25 protein-coding genes and 1 pseudogene are annotated in these 22406 nt (G+C 61.8%); 18 read left to right on the top strand and 8 right to left on the bottom strand.

The genetic code is table 11. From position 1 onward, the window contains the following. On the bottom strand, positions 1–661 hold a 661-nt coding region (locus ACODTJ_RS27800; protein ID WP_488851320.1), incomplete at its 3' end, for a phage integrase N-terminal domain-containing protein. Positions 662–1673: 1012 nt separating this feature from the next. Between ACODTJ_RS27800 and ACODTJ_RS27795 the strand changes: the two genes are divergently transcribed. The 3 genes from ACODTJ_RS27795 to ACODTJ_RS27785 all read left to right on the top strand — a co-directional run bounded on the left by ACODTJ_RS27795 (position 1674) and on the right by ACODTJ_RS27785 (position 2822). Beyond that, positions 1674–1955 carry a type II toxin-antitoxin system ParD family antitoxin gene (locus tag ACODTJ_RS27795; protein ID WP_488851318.1) on the top strand — a complete coding sequence of 94 codons (282 nt, stop codon included), beginning with the start codon at positions 1674–1676 and terminating at the stop codon, positions 1953–1955. A 2-nt stretch (positions 1956–1957) separates the two neighbouring features. After that, positions 1958–2257, top strand: coding sequence for a type II toxin-antitoxin system RelE/ParE family toxin (locus ACODTJ_RS27790; RefSeq protein ID WP_488851316.1), 300 nt, complete (start codon positions 1958–1960; stop codon positions 2255–2257). A gap of 79 nt (positions 2258–2336) precedes the next feature. Continuing rightward, positions 2337–2822: a hypothetical protein gene (locus ACODTJ_RS27785; RefSeq protein ID WP_488851314.1), complete on the top strand. Its 486-nt coding sequence runs from the start codon at positions 2337–2339 to the stop codon at positions 2820–2822. 184 nt (positions 2823–3006) lie between these two features. Here the strand turns inward: ACODTJ_RS27785 and ACODTJ_RS27780 are convergent, their stop codons facing one another. After that, positions 3007–3192, bottom strand: coding sequence for a hypothetical protein (locus ACODTJ_RS27780; RefSeq protein WP_488851312.1), 186 nt, complete (start codon positions 3190–3192; stop codon positions 3007–3009). Between the two features lie 406 nt (positions 3193–3598). On the opposite strand from ACODTJ_RS27780, the gene ACODTJ_RS27775 reads away from it, so the two are divergent. The 4 genes from ACODTJ_RS27775 (at position 3599) to ACODTJ_RS27760 (ending at position 6942) form a co-directional block, all read left to right on the top strand. Then, on the top strand, positions 3599–3868 hold the full coding sequence (locus ACODTJ_RS27775; protein ID WP_488851310.1) for a hypothetical protein: 270 nt from the start codon (positions 3599–3601) through the stop codon (positions 3866–3868). Between the two features lie 107 nt (positions 3869–3975). Next, complete coding sequence (dcm, locus tag ACODTJ_RS27770; RefSeq protein ID WP_488851308.1) at positions 3976–5262, top strand: DNA (cytosine-5-)-methyltransferase; 1287 nt, start codon at positions 3976–3978, stop codon at positions 5260–5262. Continuing rightward, positions 5255–5710, top strand: coding sequence for a very short patch repair endonuclease (locus tag ACODTJ_RS27765; protein WP_488851306.1), 456 nt, complete (start codon positions 5255–5257; stop codon positions 5708–5710). The genes dcm and ACODTJ_RS27765 overlap by 8 nt, the downstream gene beginning before the upstream one ends. Beyond that, positions 5707–6942, top strand: coding sequence for a type II restriction endonuclease (locus ACODTJ_RS27760; protein ID WP_488851304.1), 1236 nt, complete (start codon positions 5707–5709; stop codon positions 6940–6942). Before ACODTJ_RS27765 ends, ACODTJ_RS27760 begins: the two co-directional genes overlap by 4 nt. On the opposite strand, the gene ACODTJ_RS27755 is transcribed toward ACODTJ_RS27760, so the two are convergent. Then, on the bottom strand, positions 6943–7836 hold the full coding sequence (locus tag ACODTJ_RS27755; RefSeq protein ID WP_488851302.1) for a hypothetical protein: 894 nt from the start codon (positions 7834–7836) through the stop codon (positions 6943–6945). Positions 7837–8025: 189 nt separating this feature from the next. Between ACODTJ_RS27755 and ACODTJ_RS27750 the strand changes: the two genes are divergently transcribed. Then, positions 8026–8583 (top strand): recombinase family protein, encoded by a 558-nt coding sequence (locus ACODTJ_RS27750; protein WP_488851300.1) that lies wholly within the window; start codon positions 8026–8028, stop codon positions 8581–8583. A 452-nt stretch (positions 8584–9035) separates the two neighbouring features. Here the strand turns inward: ACODTJ_RS27750 and ACODTJ_RS27745 are convergent, their stop codons facing one another. Further along, on the bottom strand, positions 9036–9539 hold the full coding sequence (locus tag ACODTJ_RS27745; RefSeq protein WP_488851298.1) for a hypothetical protein: 504 nt from the start codon (positions 9537–9539) through the stop codon (positions 9036–9038). A 254-nt stretch (positions 9540–9793) separates the two neighbouring features. Here ACODTJ_RS27745 and ACODTJ_RS27740 point away from each other — a divergent pair, with 254 nt between their 5' ends. The 7 genes from ACODTJ_RS27740 to ACODTJ_RS27710 all read left to right on the top strand — a co-directional run bounded on the left by ACODTJ_RS27740 (position 9794) and on the right by ACODTJ_RS27710 (position 14761). Further along, positions 9794–10819, top strand: a complete 1026-nt coding sequence (locus ACODTJ_RS27740) for a hypothetical protein (RefSeq protein ID WP_488851296.1) — start codon at positions 9794–9796, stop codon at positions 10817–10819. A 385-nt stretch (positions 10820–11204) separates the two neighbouring features. After that, positions 11205–11420, top strand: a complete 216-nt coding sequence (locus tag ACODTJ_RS27735; RefSeq protein ID WP_488851294.1) for a hypothetical protein — start codon at positions 11205–11207, stop codon at positions 11418–11420. Continuing rightward, complete coding sequence (locus ACODTJ_RS27730; RefSeq protein WP_488851292.1) at positions 11420–11608, top strand: hypothetical protein; 189 nt, start codon at positions 11420–11422, stop codon at positions 11606–11608. The genes ACODTJ_RS27735 and ACODTJ_RS27730 overlap by 1 nt, the downstream gene beginning before the upstream one ends. Beyond that, entirely contained in the window at positions 11605–12291 is a 687-nt protein-coding gene (locus tag ACODTJ_RS27725; RefSeq protein WP_488851290.1) for a DNA methyltransferase, read from the top strand. Before ACODTJ_RS27730 ends, ACODTJ_RS27725 begins: the two co-directional genes overlap by 4 nt. A gap of 282 nt (positions 12292–12573) precedes the next feature. Continuing rightward, positions 12574–13233, top strand: coding sequence for an AAA family ATPase (locus tag ACODTJ_RS27720; protein ID WP_488851288.1), 660 nt, complete (start codon positions 12574–12576; stop codon positions 13231–13233). Then, on the top strand, positions 13205–13540 hold the full coding sequence (locus ACODTJ_RS27715; protein WP_488851286.1) for a hypothetical protein: 336 nt from the start codon (positions 13205–13207) through the stop codon (positions 13538–13540). Before ACODTJ_RS27720 ends, ACODTJ_RS27715 begins: the two co-directional genes overlap by 29 nt. A gap of 180 nt (positions 13541–13720) precedes the next feature. Beyond that, positions 13721–14761, top strand: a complete 1041-nt coding sequence (locus tag ACODTJ_RS27710; RefSeq protein ID WP_488851284.1) for a replication protein RepA — start codon at positions 13721–13723, stop codon at positions 14759–14761. A 755-nt stretch (positions 14762–15516) separates the two neighbouring features. Here ACODTJ_RS27710 and ACODTJ_RS27705 read toward each other — a convergent pair. Both ACODTJ_RS27705 and ACODTJ_RS27700 read right to left on the bottom strand, forming a co-directional pair. After that, positions 15517–16788, bottom strand: coding sequence for a M48 family metalloprotease (locus ACODTJ_RS27705; protein ID WP_488851282.1), 1272 nt, complete (start codon positions 16786–16788; stop codon positions 15517–15519). Between the two features lie 2 nt (positions 16789–16790). Then, a complete protein-coding gene (locus ACODTJ_RS27700) occupies positions 16791–18515 on the bottom strand; it encodes a type IV secretory system conjugative DNA transfer family protein (protein WP_488851280.1) in 1725 nt (574 codons plus the stop codon). Between the two features lie 261 nt (positions 18516–18776). Here ACODTJ_RS27700 and mobQ point away from each other — a divergent pair, with 261 nt between their 5' ends. From mobQ to ACODTJ_RS27685, 3 genes are all read left to right on the top strand, one after another. Next, positions 18777–20252 (top strand): MobQ family relaxase, encoded by a 1476-nt coding sequence (gene mobQ, locus ACODTJ_RS27695; RefSeq protein WP_488851278.1) that lies wholly within the window; start codon positions 18777–18779, stop codon positions 20250–20252. 90 nt (positions 20253–20342) lie between these two features. Then, positions 20343–20825, top strand: a complete 483-nt coding sequence (locus ACODTJ_RS27690; protein WP_488851276.1) for a GNAT family N-acetyltransferase — start codon at positions 20343–20345, stop codon at positions 20823–20825. Continuing rightward, complete coding sequence (locus tag ACODTJ_RS27685; protein ID WP_488851274.1) at positions 20818–21672, top strand: hypothetical protein; 855 nt, start codon at positions 20818–20820, stop codon at positions 21670–21672. Before ACODTJ_RS27690 ends, ACODTJ_RS27685 begins: the two co-directional genes overlap by 8 nt. A gap of 118 nt (positions 21673–21790) precedes the next feature. Here ACODTJ_RS27685 and ACODTJ_RS27680 read toward each other — a convergent pair whose 3' ends face one another. Both ACODTJ_RS27680 and ACODTJ_RS27675 read right to left on the bottom strand, forming a co-directional pair. Then, positions 21791–22126, bottom strand: coding sequence for a hypothetical protein (locus ACODTJ_RS27680; protein WP_488851272.1), 336 nt, complete (start codon positions 22124–22126; stop codon positions 21791–21793). Then, positions 22119–22406 (bottom strand): annotated as a pseudogene (locus tag ACODTJ_RS27675) (integrase); the annotation flags it as partial. The gene ACODTJ_RS27680 and the pseudogene ACODTJ_RS27675, both read right to left, overlap by 8 nt.

The following is a 22406-nucleotide window of genomic DNA, read 5'->3' as shown; positions in this document are numbered from 1 at the left end:
GGATTTCGGCGCCCCAGGTGGCGTTTTCGATGGCGTCGCGGGCCTGTTTGTAGGTCATGCCGGCCGGCACCAGGGAGCCGTCGCCGGCGACGTCGTGGATCTGCTGCAGGAGATCCCGCTGCCGATCGTGGACCAGCGGGATTGCCCGCGCCCGTCCGCCCTTGCACCAGCTGGCTTGCAGGGCGAGATAGCCGCCCTGGTCAGCCGTGCCCGGCCGGAACTTCAAGGATTCTTCCAGGCGGAGGCCAAAGGCCATCTGCAGCCGCACCGCCAGGCGCATCCACTCGGCCGGAAGTCTCGCCAGTTGCTCGGCCGAGGCCGTGCGGGCTTTGTCGATTCCGGCCAGCTGGCGCCGGGGAATCCCCAAATCTGAATTGTTTCGCGGTAAAACGCTGGTTTTCCCTGCCTTCGTCGCCCAATATCGTACCCAGGACATGCGGTTCTTGATGGTGCCGGTGGACAGCCCTGCTGCCTTCCAGCTTTCGACCAGGGCCGAGATGTGTTTCGGCTTGACCGAGCGCATCGAGGGCAGCTTGTAGCCCAGGCCCGCGAGTTCGCGAGCGATCAGCTGCAAACCCCGGTGACGCTGATTGTGCGTCACATGCGACCCTTCCCCCGTGGTCAGGGTCAGGGATTTCAGGTCAAAGGCCAGGGTATCCATTCATGGTATCATTCACTTGGTTAGTGGTTATGACCTGCCGCCGCAGCCTATAGCATGCGGTCAGCCGTATCAGATGTGAGAACTTCCGTTCGCATATCCGACACAAATGGTCGGGGTATTCAGGCAATTACTCCTTTCGCCGTTCCATCTAGTCTACAATCGTCGCCCTCTGCGGGGTTCCGGCCTTCCATTCCGGGGTTGTCGCAGCTTTGTCGGGGTCTCCGTCATCGTTTACCTCTCTCGGGTTCGCGCCGTGCCCTACCGTAGGGGGTCATGCGGTCGCGGGGTTGCACAGGTCGCGCCGTGCTCGCTCATGCTGGTGTTCAGCGTCATGGGTTCGCCTCCTTCGGGCGGGTTAAACGTCAGGCGGGCAAGCCGCAGGTGTCATGTTCAGGCGGTTGTAAGGCGCCCCGGTCTGTATCCGGCACGCCGCGCGTGCAGCGGCGTACATCCCCTTCTGTCACTCGCCGCCACTCAATTCTGACAGGCCTCGGCCTGGTCAGTGGTGGCGCCTCGGGGGCTGTTTTCCGCCATCATGACGCGGGGGCGAGCTTGCGAGCCGCCGCCGTCACTACCTGCCGGTGGCGGTAGTGACGGCGGGGCAGGGCCTCGCCTGTGATGGTCTTGCACCAGGTGCAAGCCCACGGGGACGGCTCCGGCCGCCTTCCCCGACCCTTCGGCCTATTCGCCCGCTTACGGCCTCCGGCCTTCCAGCAGACGAGGGGGAGGGATGCCCTCCCCAACCCTCCCGGGCGCAGGCTGGCGCCTGCCTCCGGCTCCGCTCTCTACGGCGCTGTGTGGGGGCGCGTTCGCTACGCCGGAGAAGGGCCGGTGCCCGGCCGATCGACGCCGCCAGGGCGGCGCGGTCCTGGCGATCGGAATCCGACGCCCTCCCTTCGCCTGGCGGCTCCGGCAGGCACCTGCCGGATTGCGCCTTGTAAGGTTGGCGTCAGGAATCGGATAGGATGCAATCCTACTCCGTGCTATAAGAGGGCAAGGAAAGGCCCCTGACATGCGTACTACCCAACAGATGAGCATCACCCTGCCGCTCGAACTGGCTTCCATGGTGAAGGCCAAGGTTCAGGCGGGCGGTTATGCCTCCGAAAGCGAAGTGATCCGCGAGGGCCTGCGGGCTCTGCAGGAGCGTGACGCCGTGGTGGAGCGCTGGCTGAAGGACGAGGTTGGCCCGGCGATCGACCGCTATCGCGCCGACCCGTCCCGAGGTGCGCCGCTTGACCAGGTATTCAGCCGCCTTGATGCGGTCATGAGCGCAGACGCGAGCAAAGCCCGCTAGTCGTGGCCTATCGCATCAAGCTCCTGCCGGAGGCCGAGGACGACCTCGCCGCCATCTACGCCTATATCCGCGACAATGGCTCGCCTGAGATCGCCCGGGGCTATATCGGGCGCATCCAGGCGTTTCTGCGCGGATTCGACACGTTCCCCGAGCGAGGCACCCGCCGCGACGATATCCGGCCGGGGCTGCGCATGGTCGGGTTCGAGCGCCGGGTTACGATCGCTTTCGTGGTCGAAGGCGACGAGGTGATTTTCTCTAATATCCTCTACGGTGGCCGCCAGCTGCCGGACCTGGCCGAGTAAGTCGCCGCGGCCACACCCCTCCCGGGGGAAAGCAGCTGCGGGCGTTGGCATCAGCCGCGGCTCCTGTCAGCCTTCCGGCATGCCCCGCATCAACCCCGAACACGCCAAGCGCGGAGCCGCCGCCGAGGCGGATTTCAAGCGCTGGCTGGACTATTCCAGGGTGCCTTATGTTTACGCCACCCAGGATATCGAAAGCGTGCCGGAGGGTTTCCGGGGGAAGCTGAAGCGGCCCGATTACCTGGTCGGCCTGCCCTTCGTCGGAAACATGGCCTTCGACGTGAAATCCAAGACCATTTACGAAGGCTGCCTGCTGTTCGACGTGGACGAGGTCGAGAAGCTGACCGTCTTTGACGACCTGTTCCGGATATCGACGTTCTTTGCCTGCCTCGATCGAGGCGGCGGCGATCGGGCGACCTGGTTCCGCCTTCCCGAGCTGAAGCACTGCCGGACCAGACGCATGAAAAGCGGCGCGGTCTATGTGGCGCCGCTGTCGGCCGGGATTAGCGTGGACATGCGCGAGCCCTTCCAAGAAGCCTTGCGGGCGACGATTTCCCTGGCGTTGTGAACGAGCCGGAACGGCGGGCTGGGGGCAGCTGGGCGCGTTCCGGCTCGGCCCCGTCGCTACGTGGCGCCGTAACGGCCAGAGCATCGAGAAGAAGGGGCTGCACCCCCTGGCGCGTCAAGGGGGCCGAGCCTCGCTATCGGCAGCTCGACATGGTTAATTCTTCCCTAAAAACTGGGACAGATCGTTAAAACAGCCAATCGATGAAGCTCCATGCGAGCCAGCCGAGTAGGCCGAGCCAGAGAACTTCAAGGCTGACATATACCGTGGCCAGCAGCATGCCGACGGCATTGGCAGAAAGAAGTTGCTTCTGACGATCTAAGTCGATGCTGGTTTGTGTCATTTCAGGACGCCATGACGTTGCTGGCGTCATTGGCGCATCATGTGGGCCATATCTTCCGGCACACCAGCGATCAGCCTGACAGGCGGGCGCCTGTCACGAAATTCAGCAATTGTGGGACTGGAAATTCCTCTGTGCCAGCAACAGGTTGCGGTGCCCACAAATCAGTCTCGAAATGGGCTGGGCAAAGAGGCGGGCGGTGCAGCGAGCCGGAGGCAGTCGATCCCGCATCCCGCCTTCGGCGTCGCTTTGCTGACGCTCCTGCGGCTACCTTATTGAACCGGTCACGTTGCAGGCGAATGGCCGCCCAGCCGGCCGGAGAATATGGAGTTTCTTCGGCACCGGCAGGCTGGCGTCTGATATGCCCATTGTTGCATGGGCGGTCGCTGACCGCCGGTGCGGGTGGCTGCAACAGAGGCTCAGGCAACGGGAGACGGCGTTGAAGAAGCTGCAGGACGGCCAATATCCCTTCCGGGAAGAATACTATCCGCTAGCCGAGATGGTGATGACCGAGGCACCGCCGGAGCTTGAGGCATTCCTGGCCGCGCAGGCACAGGCCAACGGCATCGCGGTTGTCCGGGATGAGCCGGTGGAGCTGCTCTGCGAGATTCCTGGCATGGAAACCAACCGGTTTCTGGTGTTCTGGCCGTCCGGCTCGGAGCGCATGCATCTTCTGGTGCCGAGGCATTTGGCCAAGGGGCTGGCCTGATCCACTCCGGCGCGGACGAAACCTCCTGTTAAAACCTGCCCAATAAAAGAACAATACATGAACATGCTTGTTGCCCGGCGGGAATCCTGATGCCAGACTGACGGCAAATGACACAGATAAAGCGAATCATCTCCCGCATGCGCCCCGGCCAGAAAACAGAGTTCACCCGGCTGCATGAGCAGGCCGGCATGACGTTCGAGGAAGCAGTCGCCTTCCTGGAGGTTTCGGAGCGAACCGGTCAGCGATACCAGAGCGGCGAGCGCGAACCGACTCGCCTGGGCATCCGGATGCTTAAGCAGGCCGCAGCGAAGCGATGCGCCCCTGCAGAAGCCGTCCGGCCGGCTTTCCGGTTCATTGACCTGTTCGCCGGAATTGGCGGCCTGCGTATGGGGTTCGAGACCATCGGGGGGCGCTGCGTTTTTACGTCGGAATGGGATCCGCATTCGCAGAAAACCTACGCAATGAACTTCCCTGATAATCACCCGATCGCGGGCGATGTCCGGGAGTTTTCGCAGGCGCCCGGCAAGATCCCGGAACATGACGTGCTGCTGGCCGGCTTTCCCTGCCAGCCGTTCTCGATCGCCGGTGTTTCAAAAAAGAACTCGCTCGGCCGCCCTCACGGCTTCCTGTGCGACACCCAGGGCACGCTGTTCTTCGACACTGCGCAGATTATCGCCCATCACCGACCGGCGGCGTTCCTCCTGGAGAATGTGAAGAACCTGGAGAGCCACGACGGCGGGCGCACCTTCGCCACCATCATGAATGTGCTGAAGAACGAGCTGGGCTATCACGTCCAGCATCGCGTCATCAGCTCGGAACCGTGGGTGCCCCAGAAGCGCCAGCGGGTGTTCATCGTGGGGTTCCGCGAGCCCAACGCCTTTAATTTCAGCGCCCTGAAGCTGCCGGCCGCCGAGAGCGGGCCGAAGCTGGGTACGATCCTGCTGCCGTCCGACCAAGTCGACCCGAAATACACCCTGACCCCGAAACTCTGGCAGTACCTTCAGGACTACAAGAAGAAGCACAACGCCGCCGGCAATGGCTTCGGCTACAGCCTGTTCGGCCCGAACGATGTCTCCAGGACCCTTTCGGCCCGGTATTACAAGGACGGGTCTGAGGTGTTGATTGATCAGCCCGGCAAGCGGCCCCGGCGCCTGACGCCCCAGGAGTGCGCCAGACTGATGGGCTTCGAGCGTCCCGGCAGGCCGTTCCGGATTCCGGTTTCGGACACCCAGGCTTATCGCCAATTCGGGAATGCCGTCGTGGTGCCCGTGGTGGAGTTCGTGGCAAACGCCATCCGGCCCTATATCGAGGCGGCCCTGGCGCAAGAGGCCTCGGCCGCCAGCAGCCCGGCCTACGTTCGGGAACGGTCCGAGCCTATCGCTGCCCATGGCTGATACGGTCTCACCCGAGGTTCGCAGCCGCATGATGGCCGGCATTCGCGGGCGTGACACCAAACCGGAAATGATTCTACGCAAAGGGTTGCATGCAGCTGGGTTCCGGTTCCGGTTGCATGACCGGGGGCTGCCCGGCCGCCCCGATATGGTGTTCCCGCGCTGGCGGGCCGTGCTCTTTGCTCACGGCTGTTTCTGGCACGGTCATGATTGTCACCTGTTCCGATGGCCTGCGTCGCGGGACGAGTTCTGGCGAGCGAAGATCAGCCGGAACCGGGAGGTAGACGAGTGCGCTTTGCAGCAGCTTGATGTAGCCGGGTGGCGTCATGGCGTCGTTTGGGAATGCGCGCTGAAGGGCAAAACCCGGCTACCCCTGGTGGATGTTATCGATGCCTGCGCGACCTGGCTTCGCGGCAGCGAACCCACTTTTGAAATCCGGGGTGCGGCATGAGCGCCATCCGTCATGGCCTGCTTTCGGACTATTTCGACGGGGTTGCTGTGAAGCGGCTCACCGCCGTGGAAACCAGCCCGCAAATCTCAAATCAGCACGAGTTCAACGGCTCCGGTGCGCTGCGTCGGCTTTTCGGCGACGCTGACCAGAAAAATATCTCGACGCGCTTTGTCTGGCTCGGCGAGGAGCAGGAAGGCGTTACCGAGGATGGACTGATCAGCTGGTACGATGCCCGCCGGAATCATCCCACCCGCACCGAATACCGGCTGTACTATCCGACCAACGCCGTGACCGGGATGATGCAGGCCGGCGACAGCTTTTTCGTCGCTACGCGCAGCGACGGCACCGCGATGGTGATCGTCACTCCGGTAGACAGCACCATCCAGAACCAGCTGATGTGGCTGTTCGGCCTCGAAGATCAGCCCGGATTCCAGTTCGTTGCGCGTGATATCGAGCCCGATGAATCCGCCGAGATGGACTTCGCGGCACGGTACATCCTCGACGAGATCGGTATTGAGCTTGAAGAGCCGGAAGCGGCGCGTCTGGACACGTTGATCGAGCCGTTCGGGCTCATCTTTCCGACAACCCGGGTTCTCTCGGAACTGGCCCGGAAATCCCTCCCCGGTGCGCTGCCCCTGGATGCGCCCGACGAAGCCATTCTGACTTGGATGGAGCGCGAGGAACAGCTGTTCCGCCGACTGGAGCGTCGGGTCGTGGATTCCCGACTGCGATCCGGCTTTATGGCTGGTGAGGGATCAGACGTGGACGGCTTCCTGAGCTTTTCGCTTAGTGTGCAGAACCGCCGTAAATCCCGCGCCGGGCAGGCGCTTGAAAATCATCTGGAGGCGCTGTTTCAGGCTCACAATGTTCGTTTTGCCCGTGGCGCCGAGACCGAGAACAGGAACAAGCCCGATTTTCTCTTCCCCGGCCCGGTGGAATACCGGAACCCGGCGTTTCCGGCCGATCGCCTGACAATGCTTGGAGCGAAATCCAGTCTGAAGGATCGCTGGAGGCAGGTGCTTTCGGAGGCCGTGCGCATCGATCAAAAGCACCTCCTGACGCTGGAGCCGGGTGTCTCGACCAACCAGACGGATGAGATGCAGGCGAAGCGGCTGCAGCTGGTGGTGCCGGCGGGCGTCCAGAAATCCTACACGGCCCAGCAGCAGGGCTGGCTGATGGACGTGCAATCGTTCGTCAGCCTTATTCGCGAGCGGCAGAACCGCCCTGCCTGATCAGAGATCGAAGGCCGATCTGCCGACGACCTTGTGCATGTCGGCGCAGAACTGGGTCAGGGGCCTGTAAAGCTCGGTGCCATTGATGCTCACCGCGTATTGCCGGTTGCCGTCCACATCGAGCTTTGCCACCAGCTTTTCCAGAGTGGTATCGGGCATGTAGATGGCGGAAAACCCCATTCGTTTGTAGAGCTGCATTCGCCGTTTGGTCCAGAACTCACTGGGCGTGTCGAAAAACCCGAATCCAATACCCTCAATTGAATTCGCTGAGTAGAGCAACCGTTCCTTTGCTTTCTCTGATTTCACCGAGATTACAAGGTTTGTTGGGGCGCACGGAATCAGAATGTCGCCAAGCGCTTTGAGATCATTCATCTTGCCTTCGTTCAACAGAATGTGGCCCGGCATGCGCCAGACCGGCCAGTTTTTTTCATCCAGCCCCATGGCCGGGATACCGGCCGAGGTCAGGACTTCGCTGCACAGCAGCTCCATGATGGTACCGCCCATGCCCTGGAAGTCCCGTGCTGGCGGATAGGCCCAGCCAAGCGTTTTCGGGTGCTGGACCTTAAAGGCCTCAACGACGTTGGCATCCGTTATACTTCCCCCGACGGAAAGCTCGCACAGGTGCACGATCGCATGGGCGGAGGGGGCGAGATCGACTTGATTGTAAAGGCAGGGGCAGGACCGAAGCAGGCGCCTCAAAGCGGCGGCGTTGGCCGTTGGAGCTGGGCGCAATTTGGCGGGGTTTGAAGGAGCGGCTCCGAACAGGCTGTTCAGAACAGCCAGGAGAGCCGACTTTTCGGGGCCGGCGCGGAGCTTCAGTTCAGGACGGTCAAGGGTTTCGGCCCAGGATGAAGCCGGCGAGCCCAACGGGCAATACGGGTGTAGGCAGAGCATCTGGCGATCTCGAAGGGTCTCGCCGGAGTAGGGACTAAAATTGGTGAGGATTTTCCTGGGGTTGGCTGTGTCCTAAGTTTGTATGCACAAGTCAAGAATTTTGCATAAGCATCACGCCCCTGCCCTGCCAAGGGCTTACGGTATGCAAAAGGTACTTGCATAAGTCGGGCGTCGGCGTAGGCTGTTCGTATGCCGATATATGGATACGCCCGCGTCTCGACAGACGGTCAAACTCTCGATGCCCAGCGGGCCGCTTTATCGGCCGCTGGCGCGGAGAAGGTGTTTCAAGAAGCAGCCAGCGGCGCGAAAACCGACCGCAGGGAGCTGGCCAAGGCGCTGAAGATGCTGAACGCGGGCGACACCCTCTTGGTGACCCGCCTCGACCGTTTAGCACGATCGACGCGCGACCTTCTCAACATCCTGGACGTGGTCAGCAAAGCTGGTGCCGGGTTCCGATCGCTGGCAGACGCCTGGGCCGACACCACCACCCCTCACGGTCGCCTGATGCTGACAATCCTCGGTGGTCTAGCCGAGTTCGAGCGCGAGCTGATCAAGGCGAGGACCGGCGAAGGGCGAGCGCGAGCCAAAGCCAGGGGTCAACATATGGGACGAAAGAGCGCCCTCACCCGCCATCAGCGTGATGAGGCTTTGCAGGCGCTCGCCGACGGTTCCGCGACACAGGCTGATTTGGCTAGACGCTTCAATGTGAGTCAATCCACCATATCGCGCTTAGCTTCTCGAAGTTGACAAACTTAACTTATAGCGGGAGCGCGTCGCAGTTACGTACGAGCGCGCTTGGGCTTGGAGAATTTATCGCGTTCTCTCGCATTTTATTGCATTCGCCATATTTGCATTCTTCCCACATTTCCTCATTGTGAGGCACAAGGTCAGACATGAAACGCTTTTCCATATTACAGTATGATTTTGTATTTATATCAGCGGTTTTAATATTAAATTTTTTGACGCATTCATTAATAGCCTCGTTCGCGATTGAGAATACGCCACCGTGCCTTGCCAGAGCATAGGAGAAGGGAACATTTGCCTTCTCCGCAGCAAAATTGTTGATATCCATCAATAGATTGAATGAGTTTCTGTAACAGATGTCGGCAATCTTAACGGCGTCATCATCGGTGGCGTGAGACTCTGAAAACGACATTATACTAATGAAAGTTACCAACAATAGTTTTTTCATATTCGGTCTATCTATATTTACGTTCATTTATTTCTTCAAGGCTACTGGCCGGGACACGTCCGGAAAGAACGTCATCCCATAGTTTCAGATTTCGATTTGATTCTACGATCGCATCCTTGCTCTTGAAGTAGAATAAATCAAGTATTGGTCCAAATATACTGACCCTTGAATTATCTCTAGCAGTATCATACGCCGCGTCCGCAAAAGATATGCGAGCGTCTATGCTATCTGGATTCTGGCGAGCGGCTTGATAAGTCGTCACCAATTGCGGAATCCTAGCCGCATTTGCAATTATATTTATAGTCTTTTGAGGAGATGCGTTCTGGTTCTGCTGCGTCAGTAAGCTTCTTGTGGCAACTAGAACAGTTTCCCTGATTCCAACAGATCCTACCTGCCCCCCAGCTGACATATTAACCGGGGTTTGGGACTGCGCTGCTGCATTGGATTGAGACGGCTGGTTCTGTAGCGGCGATTGAGGCTGCACTGGTTGTATCGGCTGGGTGGGCAGCATCGAGGGGACTCTGCCGGACTGAACAACGCCCGTGGGCAATGGCGTCGGGTCGCGAAGGACGTGAATTGCCAAATACTTGACCTCTGAAGGCCGCGCGGGGTCAGTATATGTCCTACTTGAAAGGGCAACCCCACATTTATCGGCGTAATACATAGAGCAGCCGGATTGTGCGATTACAAAATTGAATATCTCCGGCGCCGTTTTTACCGGCACCGACAGGCTGTTATAATTGCTGACCTCGGATATTATGTGACGTGACTGAGCTCGACACCGACAAGAACGGGGTCGTGTCGCAGAAGGCCTGGGCCGATTTCGTGAAAGGCTGGCTCGAAAGCGAGAAGCATTTCACGGCTGGACGCCGCAAGGAGCCAGACTATTCGGGCGTGATGCAGCTTCTCACGGGCGACCGTGATGCGGGCACGATCAACCTGGATGGCCTCGGCGATGCCCGGAAGCGGTTGCTCGCCATGTGCGCCGACGCGATCGGCAAGGGCGCGCCGGAGGGCAATTACATCACCACCGGCCTGGCAGCCTTTGACCTCGAGGTTCTGGTCGGATGGGCGCCGCCCGGCACCCCTTCCAGTGTCGCGGTTGTTGCACCCCGCGCGCCGGTAGAATCGGCCCAGCCGATAGCTCGGCGGCCCGGCGCGCTGCCGTTCGAGGGCACCTGGCGGCTGCGCGCCGAGGAAGCCTGCGGTTCCAGTATGGGCATGACGATCACCAAGGAGGCCATCTTCCAGGGCGCGCCAGGCAATGTTTCCGTGTCGAAAATCATCGCTGTGAAACGCATCAACGAGATGGCCTATCGCCTCACCATCCAGGAAGCCGACAAGCAGCGCTCTGGTCGAACCACCGTCGAAATCGGGATCGAGAACGGCGATGCCATCACAGGGGATGGAGCGATATTTCCCGGCCACTCGGTGGAATATCTGCGCTGTCCGGATCGGATTCCCTCCGGAGCGGCGGCAGTAGCACCGAGATCCCCCGCCCGTGCTACTCCCGCCAATTGTGTTGCGAATGTCGAGCGTCTGGAGGGTCAGCTTTTGAGGGCCAACCGGCAAGGTGTCGCGATAGGAAAGGCCGAATACCTGCGGACCGGAACCATCTCGAATGCCACCGCCTGCCGCACCTCAATGCACACCCAATCCGTCGAGAAGCGTCTTCTGAGCGCCATGAACAGCTGCCCTGCCCTCCCCAACGGAGCGTCCAGGATCAACGGCCTTATGGCGAAGATACGCGACGGCCAGGCGATCGTCCGCCGCAATAACTGGTGCGGCTAGGCCACCCATCCCCTGACCAGCCCAGCATAGACGCGGGCGGCGGCACCGGCAGCCCGGTAGTCTCCCCAGATGACGACGCTGACGCCCTGTGCCGTTGTGTGGCCAGGGCCGCCGTCCAGATGTTATCCTCTCCCCTTCCGAGGTCCGTCCCGGCCGGGTCAGGTTGTGCCTGGTCAAGGTTCCTCGGTTTCCGGATTCCTGCACCGCGCGGCCAGCACGGTCGGAGTGATGCGCCGAACGCGCCGCCCCGCAAGGCATCCAGCCGTTTCCTGAAGGACATCCTCGGCCGGAGCCTCCTTGCAGGTCGTCTTCTCCGTATCGGCTCAGTGGATCACCCGACCGGCCGCGATTGGCGCAGCCGGAAAACCAAATCGGGAGAATCCCAATGACCAAAACCAACAACCGCCCCTCGCACACCGTGTCGATCGTGGAAGGCGAAGGCGACAACAGCGTTTGGACGGAGATCGGAGCCATGTGGCCGCATAAGGACGGCAAGGGCTTCCAGCTCAACCTGAAAGCCATCCCCGTCACCGGCCGCCTCTCCGTCCGCCTCTGGACCGAGAAGCCCAAGAAAGATCGCAACCAGGAAGGGGTGGCCTAATGGCCCCCCGCTTCCGGGCGGTGCTCCTGGTCGGCCGCCAACTGACGGCCGAGTACGACGCCCGCGACGAGCAAGCGGCCGAGGACATCGCCCGATTCTTGTTCGAGAACGATCGCGCATTCTTCCGGGCCGATTCCGAGGACATCGTGGATTGCCTCATCGAGCAGACCGGCGAGGTAGCGTCATGAGCCGCTACGTTCGCCCTCTCTTGCTTGGCCCGGTGCCCGAGCTGGCGCAGGCCTCTGCCCTCGCCTCCGGCGTGCTGCATGGCGATTGCGTCCAGGTGCTGCAGGAGCTTCCGGCCGACAGCATCGACCTGGTGCTGAGTGACCCGCCCTATGGCTGCAATTATCGCGATCGCTCGGGGCGCCGCGTTGCCAACGACAACCGCACCGACTGGCTGCAACCGGCCTTCGTCCAGGTTGCCCGGGTGATGAAACCCGACAGCCTGTGCGTCAGCTTCTACGGCTGGCATGTCGTGGACCAGTTCATGGCCGCCTGGCGGGCCGCAGGCCTCCGGCCGGTCGCGCACCTGGTGTTCCCGAAGCGCTATGCGTCCCGCACCGGCACGTTCGAGGCCAGGCATGAACAGGCCTATGTGCTCGCCAAAGGCTCCCCGAAGGTCGCACAGCCGATTCCGGACGTGCTGCCTTGGGCATACACCGGCAACCGGCTGCACCCCACCCAAAAGCCTGTGGAGGCCTTGCAGCCGATCATCGCCGCCCTCACCCGGCCGGGCGATATCGTGCTGGACCCGTTTGCCGGTTCCGGCTCAACCCTGGTCGCGGCGCAGCTGCTCGGCCGAGGCTATGTCGGGATCGAGCTGGACGCGGGCCACGTCCGGACGGCTCGCCGGAGGCTGGCGGGCTAGACCCGCCGCCTCGGCAGGCGCAGCGAACGCGCCCCCACATGGCGCCGTAGAGAGCGGAGCCTGCCCGGACACGTCGCGCTCGATGCGCGGCGGGGCCGCCTCAACGTTACAACGTCACGATGTTGTAACGTTGTAACGTTGTAACGTCATGGCGTCATAACGTTGTGACGTTGTGACGTTACAGCGTCGTAACGTCGTGGCGTTGCAACGTTGCAACGTCATGACGTGGAAACGTCAGAACGTTATGACGTTGTTAACGATTCATCAGCTATGATTCCAGCCATGAAAACCATCGCTTTCATCACCGCAAAGGGCGGGCCGGGGAAATCCACCCTGGCCGCCTCGGTCGCCGTCGCCGCCTCGCAGGCCGGTGAAACGGTCTATGTGATCGACATGGACCCGCAGGAATCCCTGTACAAATGGGGCCAGCGGCGCAAGGCGCACTCCGAAGAACCCGCCGTGGACAAGACCACGGCTGAGAAATTGCAGACGGCAGTCGCCACCCTCAAAAAGGCGGGCTACTCCCTGGTCATCATCGACACCGCAGGCGTGGACATGGCCGCCAACTCGGCCGCCATGGCGGTTGCCGACCTCTGCCTTGTGCCTTCGCGGCCTAGCCAGCTCGACATCGAAGCCGCCAAGCCGACCGTGTCCTCGCTCCTGCGCCTGAAGCGCAAGTTTGCATTCGTGCTCAACCAATGCCCCACGGCCCGCCTCTCGCGGCCGACAGATGCCGCACGAGCGCTGGCGCTGATGGGAGGCCTGGCCCTTCCGTTCATCGGCCAGCGGGTGGACCACATGGACGCCATGGCGACCGGCCAGGGCGTCACTGAACGCGATCCGGTCGGCAAGGCTGCCGACGAAATTCGCCAGCTATGGGGCTGGATCAAAAACCAAGTGGAGAACAAGGCTGATGGCCAAAAAACTACCCGTGTCGCTTGAGGCGCTGATGACGGCGGACGCCGAGGCGGAAACGCCGGTTCCGGCTCCGCAGCCAGCACTCAAGGCGGCGGCGAAGCCGCGTGCGGTTAAAAGTAACGTTGTGACGTTGCAACGTCAGGACGCTACCATGTCACGGCGCAGCGACCTGCCGCATACCAGCATCTACCTGCATCCCAATGTGAAGAAGGCCATTGCCCAAATCGGTCTCGACTTCGGCATGAAGCCCCACGATGTGATGATGGAGGGCATCGACCTGATGCTGGCGAAGTACGGTAAAGCGCCCGCCCGTGAGCTGGCGGCCAAGTAACGCTATCACGTCGTGACGTTGCAACGTCATCACGTCATCACGTCATGGCGCTTTGCCTTTGGATTTCTGCCCACCAATAGGGCAGGGCACTCGCTGCCTTCCCGCTAATCACGTACCCTGAGCCCCATGAACCCACCCGAATCACGCTCGCTATCGCTGGCACGGCCTGAAGAGGCCCAGGTGCGCGATGCCGACCTTCGGGCGGAGATGGACGCGCTGCGCGGCGGCCCCGGCTATGAGTTCAAGCTCATGGCGCTGATATCGAAGCAGAGGGCGCGCGACCAGGAGGCCGAGAAGGCAGCCGCCCGCAAGGCCGAGCTGTCCGGCCTCAGCCGCGAGCAGCGCCGCCGCTCCATCGCGCGAGAGGTGATCGAGACGGACACTCCGGCGCCGGAAAACCTGCGCTACATGCCGACGCCGCTGGCCATCTGCGGCCTGCCCTACAAGAAGCTCAACACGGACGGCAAGGAGTTCATTCGCGAGCAAGGGCGGATGCGTATCGTCGTCACCCCGGGCAGCCTCACCGACCCGAACGGCAAGCGCATCCTGCAGCCGATCCCCTACGGCCCGAAGGCCCGCCTCATCATGGCGCACCTTTCGACCGAGGCCCTGCGCAACCGCTCACCGATTATCGAGGTCGCCCCCAGCTTCACTGCGTTCCTGCGCGATCTCGGCTTTGACCGCCGGGGAGGGGAGCGCGGCAACATCAAGCCGTTCAAGGAGCAGCTGCAGGCGCTCGCCGCCTGTCGGATGGAAATCGCCGCATGGGACGGCAAGCAGTCCGCCAGTGTGGACGTGAAGCCGTTCAGCAAAATGCAGCTGTGGTTCTCAGATAACCCGGACCAGCAGAGCCTCTGGACCAGCACCATCCAGTTCTCCAAGGATTTTTACGAGCAGCTGCAGAACCACGCCCTGCCGATCGATATGCGCGTGCTCAAGGCCCTGTCGAATTCAGCCAGGCGCCTCGACCTGGTGATGTGGATCACCTACCGCATCACCCGCCTCGAAACGAACTTCGTGCTGGGCTGGAATCCGCTCAAGCTGCAGTTCGGCGAGGGCTACGCCCGCGATCGAGACTTCCGGGCCGCCTTGGTCGAGGACCTGGCCGCTCTCAAGGAACTGTTCCCGAAACTGCCGGTGAAGCTTTCCGAGCACGGCCTTTCGATGGAACCCGTCGAGCCCAGCGCGCTCGCCATTCCCAAGCGCATCATCCGTCCCTGATTTTCCGAATCACTCCCTAGAAAAAACGCTGATTTCACAGCGACATAGGCGCGCTGATTAGGTCGCGCTTTGGGGATAACTTTTCCCGGCAAAAACATGGGGTTAGACACCCCCTCGCGCTGATTAGGTCGCGCTCGCGCGCTGATTAGGTCGCGGGGGGCATATTTCGGCGCGCTGATTAGGTCGCGCCCTTGCGCTGATTAGGTCGCGCTTTCCGCGCTGATTAGGTCGCGCCCTATATATAGAACAGAAAGTTCTCAGAAATATCTCTGCAGAAAGCTCTCTTACAGAAAGCCATTCAGAATCTCAGAAAGGGCGGGATTTTTGAATTTTGGAAGGAAGGATTTGGAGCACTCGAATTGCGCCGAGCCCGATCCTGGTAGACCATCCTAGCCGACCAGAAACAGCATCAAGGGGCGAGCCTGCAGTGCTCCGCACCCCCTGACTCCGTCACCTTGCCCGACTGAATTTTGCCGCCAATGAATCAAAGACAGATTCCGGTCAGCTCACCCTGCCGATGGACCGGCTGGCAGAAAGGGCAGGGGAGGCCGTAGGAGCCCCTTCGACCATTCCGACGACCCGGAGCCCATCCAGCTACAACAAAGCCGTTTTAAAGGCTCCTGGTTAAGCCAGGGCTCTTTAAGGGCCAGACCTGCCCTTGGCAGGTCATGGCCAGCACACTGCCTGGCGATGAAGGCGAGGGGTCAAGGCCGACAGAGCGTAAGCGTGCCTTGACGCCGACCCGCGCCAGGCAATCAGCCCCGTTGCCGGGGGAGGGCGCGCAGATAGGTTCCCTTTTCGAGCGCAGCTAGGCGGCTTTCCGTATGCGGATGCGTCGCAAACAATCCGCCCAGCTTCGCGCCCCGGAACATCAGCGAGGCATATTGCATCTCGGCTGGTGTCCGCCTCGCCGTGATCCGTTCCAGCTTGCGCAGCGCATTCGCCATCGCATCCGGGCTGGTGAGGCCTGCGCCGATCGCGTCGGCAAAGAATTCCCGGCCGCGCGAAGTGCCTTTCACGGCTATCTCGCCCCCAAAGAACAGCGATTTCCGGGCGCCGCGTGCCAGCATGGCACCGAATTGCGCATCCGTCCGGGTCTTGGTCGTCGCGGCCGTAATAATGTTTCCGATCAGCTCGGCGCCGCTCGCCAGTGTGCTCTGCACCGCCTCCGAAACCTGCATCCGCAGCATGTCGCCGGAAACGATATGGCCGAGCTCATGGCCAATGACCGCGTTCAGCTCTTCTTCCGACAGGGCCTTAATCAGCGGAACACCCACGACCACCATGGCATTGTTGCGGCTGGTGCCGCAGGCGAAGGCGTTGGCGGCATCGGTCCAGGCGACTGTCGGGGGAGAGAGGTCCAGCTGCTTGGCCAGGGCGTGAACCCGCTGCGTCAGCCAGTTATGATCCGGCTGGATGTTGGCACTGAATGCCTGCTGAACCAGCTTTTTCGACTGCCTGATTTGATACCAAGCATAGAGCATGGCCGGGGTGAAGATGGCCATTGCGAACCCCAGCGGCACAAGCCCGGCCTGGTCCATGGCCGAGGCCAAGGTGACGGGGCCGCGAAAGCGGCTCGTGATGCTCCCCGCGATAAACATCCAGGCCACGGCGTAGCACATCACCGTCAGCCACAGGCCGACGAGCAGGGGGGTCATGAACCACGGCCGCGCCAGGCGCCGACCGTCCAGCGGACCCGCCGCCGCGCTGGCCACCGATGGCAGGAGGTGCGGGGCGCGAGCAGAAACCAGGGCAAGCGCCAGGACGATCGCGGCGCCGAGTTGCAAGCCCATCAGCACAGCCGAAATCAGGGTATAGACGCCGTACCCCCGCAGCAGCGTCCCAGGATGGCCGAGAATGCTGAAAACCGCGCTCAGAAAGCCGAAGGGGCTGGGCACCAGCGCGAACAGCCCCGAGGCCAGCGAGAGCGTGCCGCAATACTGCCAGAGGCCCGCCATCACCGAAAGAATCGCGAAGCGGATGGCGGCCGTGCGGACATCGGCCGTGAGGAAGATCGGAAAGTGCATGATTATCCTGCGGTATGGGAGCCGAGACGGTTTGTGCAGTTCGGAATCTGCGAATAGTCGAGCAGATCGGCATCAATCGGCCGGGCGCCCGCCGTCGCGATTTGCAGGATCGAGCTGCGCCACCCCTGACCGCACCAGCTGGCCAGCTTGGCGGTCACTTCGTCGTGGGAGAGCAGGGGCCGCCCGAGCAGCTGGACCGATTCCGAGGTGTTGACGCTGAAGCCGGAGTTCCCCCCTTCCCAAGGGCTACTGCCCTGGCTCGCGGTCATGTTGCCGCCGCTGCTGACGTTCAGATGCGCCCGGGTTTCATTGCCGATCGCCCGCGACAGCATCTCGGCCGTGAAGGGGTCGTTCATCCCGAAATACTGCCGCACCGCGCAGGTGAAAAACGCTTTCCAATCGTCCGGATAGTATTTTTCGAGGCCGGGCACGTCCTGCAAGAAGAACCACAGCCGCACCCCGGAGCCCGCCAGCGTGCGCATGGCCCGGATCGCCTCGGGGAAGCTTTCCAGCTGCAGAAATTCATCCATCACGAACAGCACCGGGATTTCCGGCACCGTCCGGTTGATGGTCATCGCATCGAGGGCACTTTTGATCATGACCCGCAGCCAGGGCGCGAAAGGCTCCATCTTCTCGAAGGGGACATCCAGATAGACCGTGGCAGGCTGGTCTTTCAGGCTGCCGAAGCTGAAATCATGGCCCTGCATCGAGGCCGTCAGCTGACTATCGCGCCAGCACATACGCAGCTTGGTCCGCAGCGAATCCGTGAGGTTCGACAGCCCCTTTTTCGGGTCCTTGTCGGTGAGCGTAACGCCCGCGTCATGCGCAGCTTGGATGCCGGAGGGGATCAGCACTTCGCGGGCCAGGGCGTCCAAGTCCTGGTGTGACCAGAACGCCGTGTCGATCACCGTGGCGAGATTGCGCCGCGCCGGGGGCTCCCGCTCCCGCACGAAGGCCATGAGGCCCTGCATGAACGTCACCGCGTCATCGCTGAAGAACTCCGGCGATTTGGGGTCGCGCGGGAACATCAGCTTGGCCAGGGCCAGCATGTCCGCGTCGTCATGGGCGTCGGCCAGCGGGTCGAAACGATGCCGGGGCCAGGAGGCTGTCGCCGGATTGGTGCCCTTGTCGAAGGGAGCCAGCCGGTAGACCGGCCCGACATTCTTCGCCCGCCACTTCGAAGTGGCGGCGTACAGCTCGCCCTTCGGATCGATGACGACCGCGCTGCCCCGGTAACGGAGCAGGTTGGGGATGATGGTGGTGGTGGCCTTGCCGCTGCGCGTCGGCGCCACGGTCATCAGGTGGCCGTCGCCATCCCAAAACAGGGAGCGGTCGGAACGGCCCGAGGGCGTGCGCCAGGTGCCGAGCAGGAGCGAGCGCGGGTTGTCGAATCCGGCCGGTCCCTGCAGGAGCCGCGACAGGTCTTTTTCCGCCGCCCAGCGGGCCGAACCGTAATGCGCAGGGGGCTCGCGCAGAAGGGCGTCCCGGTCGGCCTTGGCCTGCTGGTTGGCTGCGGCCTGGCGCAGAATGCGCTCATGGTCCTTGCCCGCCCTTACGGCGTTCTCGACCGCTTCCGCGACCTCCGGTCCATACCGCAGCTCGGCAACGGCCGCCTCTTGCTTGGCCTTCCGCGCCCGCATGAATTTGTGAGTGGCCTGCGTCCACTTGAACATCGTCTTCAGCGAGCGTTCCGCATCGCCTAACGGGTCGAATTTATCGCCAGCCATAGTTCCCCCTGCCGTAGGGGAGTCAGAGCAAAAAACCCGAGGCCCGGCAATCATCCTAACAGCGCACTTACGCATCGCCCCCGAAAACCCCAATGTGTACGCATTGAGCTGGATGGGGCGAAGCGTTGCACGCTTTTCTGACCCGCGCCGATCGGCGGACGCGGGAGAAAAGCGGCAAGTGCGCCAGGGGGGACCCCTTGGAACCCCACCGGGGCTATGCGAAGGGCAGGGGATGCCAGTTAGGTCAGCCGGGGGGCAGAGGTGGCGATTTACCACCTGCACCTGAAGAACATCAGCAGGGGCCACGGCCGCAGCGCAGTCGCCTGTGCCGCCTACCGGGCGGGTGAGACCCTGCCCAACGAAGCCGAGGAACGCGACAGCCGTTTCTCCGGCCGACGCGATGTGCGCTATGCGGCGATCGTGCTGCCGGACGGTGCGCCGGGCTGGATGGCCGATCGGGGCCAGCTCTGGAACGCCGTCGAGCGTGCCGAAATCCGGAAGGACGCCAGGCTGGCGAAAGAGATCGAGGTGGCCTTGCCGCGCGAGCTGCCTTTCGGCCAGAAACTCGCCGTGGTCGATGCGCTGGCCCGGGCGCTCGCGTCCTCTGGCTTGGCCGTGGATTTCGCCATCCATGAGGACGGCATGAACCACAACCCCCATGCCCATCTGATGATGACCACCAGGGCGATCGGCCCGGCCGGATTCGGAAAGAAGCTGCGCGGCGCCGATGACAAGGCGTTTCTGCAGCAGACCCGGGCGCTCTGGGCCAAGATCGTCAACCAGGCCCTCGGCCAGGTCGGCGCGGCCGTGATGGTGGACCATCGCAGCCATGCCGCCCGAGGGATCGAGCGTGCGGCCGGGGATCATCGTGGTATCGATCGCGCCGAGCGTCAGCTGCGCAGGGAGGCCCGCGACCAGGCGGGGCAGGAGATGGATAGAGCAAGCCAGGCCATCCGCGACGCCATGGCGCGGTCGCAGGCGGATATGCGCAGATTCCCGCAGCTGGCCGCGCGCGAGGACTGGCCTCCGGCCGTCCGGACGCCTCCGGTGGCCCTGACCCGCGACGAGCGCGAGGAATACCGGGCTTACTGGCGCGAAGTGGACAAGCGCATGTTCCAGGCGGAACGCGCTGTCATCCAGAACCGCTACATAGAGGAAGCTCGGGCCGAGGCCCTGAAGCCCGGCCCCGAACGCCAGCAGCAGGTGGAGCGCGTCCGCGCCTCCGTCGAGCGCGATACCATGCCAGACATGGGGAGCGAGGCGCTGCGCCAGTACGGCGAGATGCAGGAGCGGGTGAACCAGGCGTTCGCCGCCCGGGGCATCACCGTAGAAAACAACATCGACGTGGCGGCATTGAATGCCCACTTGGAGAAATTCCGGGCGACGCTGTTGGATATCCGCATGCACGAGCTGCAGGCGATCGACCGCAACCAGGAGCGGGAGCGCCTCCTGCCGGTGCCAGGTCCGGACCGCATGCCGATCAGCCCGGCCGAGCGCGACCAGGCCCAGGAACGCATGACGGCCGAGGTGGAGCGCGAGGAATACCCATTGCCGCCGCGACCGCCGGAACGACCGAGCCTTGCGGACTTCCGCGACCGGCAACAGCCGGTCGAGCGTCAGCCGGAGCGTTCGGCCGAAACCGCAGCGCGGTCGCTGGTGGACTGGCGGGCGCAGCGCCAGCAGGTGGAGCCAGACCGGGGTATGCAGGACGAACGCGAGCCGGAACGGGAGAGATAGGGGCGGCCGCCGTTGAGCATCGCCGCTGAGATGGTGACACAAGGCAAGTCGCGATAATATAATCTTCAAGGGAACCTGAGAGGAGAAATAATGCTGTCTGTTATCGATATACGCTACGCCACTCCCAACGATGTTCAGACGATGTTTTCTCTGTTCGAGCAGGTCGTCCGTCCTCTAGAGATTTACTCGATCGAAGCCCGCGCGGGTGAGATCGAGAAGTTCTCGTCACCAAATCTGCTGACCCGGATCGCTAATGATCCAAAGGCGGTGTCCATCGCATATCTCGACGATGCTCCGGCTGGGTTCTCCATCACGGATGACCAGCACGGGCCAATTTGGCTGGAATGGTACGGTACTTTGCCGATTGCCCGTGGTCATGGGGTCGGTGAGAAGCTGGTCAGGAGGCTTATTGAAGAGGCCCCGGCTCGCGGTGCAACGAAGCTTTGGTGCGATACGCGCGTCAACAACACTGCATCAATCGGCTTGTTCGAAAAGCTGGGCTTTGTCAGACTCTGCGACCTGACAAACCATTGGTACGGCCAAGATTTCTACCTGTGGGAGCGGGTTGTCTGAAATGCCACGATGGCTTCTCCGGCTTGCCGATAGATTTAAAGACAACAGTAAGTTTGTCGGGGAGGCAATAGCCGTAATCGGCGTCGTTGCAGTCGGCGTTACATTTGTAATTCCAAGCGCTCAAGCGGAGCTTGTTAAGTACGGACTTATCGCCATATTCTTGACTTCGCTTGGCGTGTTTTTTCTTATTCGTAAAGCCGAGCATGTTGCGAAGCCCAAGCAGAAGAGCATCTATCTCGTAGATATTCCTTGTACCCCCGCGCAACTCGATGACGCTATTGAGGTTGCACAGTATTATTTTGGATCTGATGCCCTTCCTCCGCCTGTTGTTAGGCGTACCTATAGGATAAATCCTTATAGCTTCATCGTAATTCGTGACGCCTTCGGGAAAGTTGTCGGATATGTCGATAATTTTTGTATAGCAGACGAGTTTTTCGAGAGATTTATCTCGGGAGACCTCATTGAGAGCGAGCTAACGCCAGAGATGTTTGTTGGCGCTGAGCAGATAGAGAAATTGGGCCGACTTTATATCGGAGGGATTGCGATCAAGTCTAAATCAAAATTTGAGATCGGGAAGCTAACAAAATGCCTATTATATTGCGGGTGTGAAGTGCTTCTAAAAAGATATATGAGATCTGTTGATTCAATTTTGCTCTATGCGACAGGGTTTACGAAGGAGGGGCAGGCATTGCTCGAAGATTTGGGCTTCGGGCTTGTCCAAGAGGGAAAAGATAGGCGCGATGGCGCGCCGCTCTATTGGCTCCATGTCACACGGACGGCGGTCTCGAAGTACCGGCGCAATAACCCCGTTGAGCGGGCCGAATTGATCATCAGCCAACGCAGATAACACCCTGGCTCATGAGAAGATTATCGATCGGGGCCGCATACAGCAGCAACTCAGCCATGCACGAAGCGAGGAGCGCTGTCAGCGGAAGCGGGCGGAGCAGCCCCGGTCACCTGGCGAGCTAGGCCGCGAATGTCGGCGTGAGGACGTTCCAGGTGATTTCCAGGCGCGGATAGTCGATGCCGTCCGGCGTATCCCGGGCATCCACCCAGCTGGCTTGCAGGCCCTGGCCCTCTAGCCAGGTTACCAAGTCCTTCGCGGCTTTGGTGCCGCGCAGGTTCAGCGGGGCAGGGGGCTTGATGACGCAGCCGGGATAGCCGCCCTGGGCGGCTTCGGTGCAGGCCTTCGCCACCTCATCCTTGGAGAAACATGCCTCCGCTACGGCTTCCCGGGCGTTCTTGGCTTCATCAGCCAGGAACGGCCCTAGCTTCTCCCGGATGACTTTCTCCCTACTCATGGCGCTTGCCCTTCACGGCCGAGCGGGTGCCCAGGTAGGCATCCGTGATGCCGACCCGGTTGTGGCCCAGCTCGCGCGACACTTGCAGGCGCACGCGATGATCGGCCCGGCGTTCGGCCAGGGCCATGTTGGCGTAGGCCTTGCCACCTGCGGCAGGGCAGGGGACGCCCATCAGGGCCTGGTAGCGCCATTGCGCGTACCAGTGGCGGTGCCCGTGCATGTTGCGGATTTCGGCGCCCCAGGTGGCGTTTTCGATGGCGTCGCGGGCCTGTTTGTAGGT

The sequence above is a fragment of the Allobosea sp. FG18 genome (genome assembly GCF_057809495.1).
This window is presented reverse-complemented; position numbering and strand designations above follow the sequence as displayed.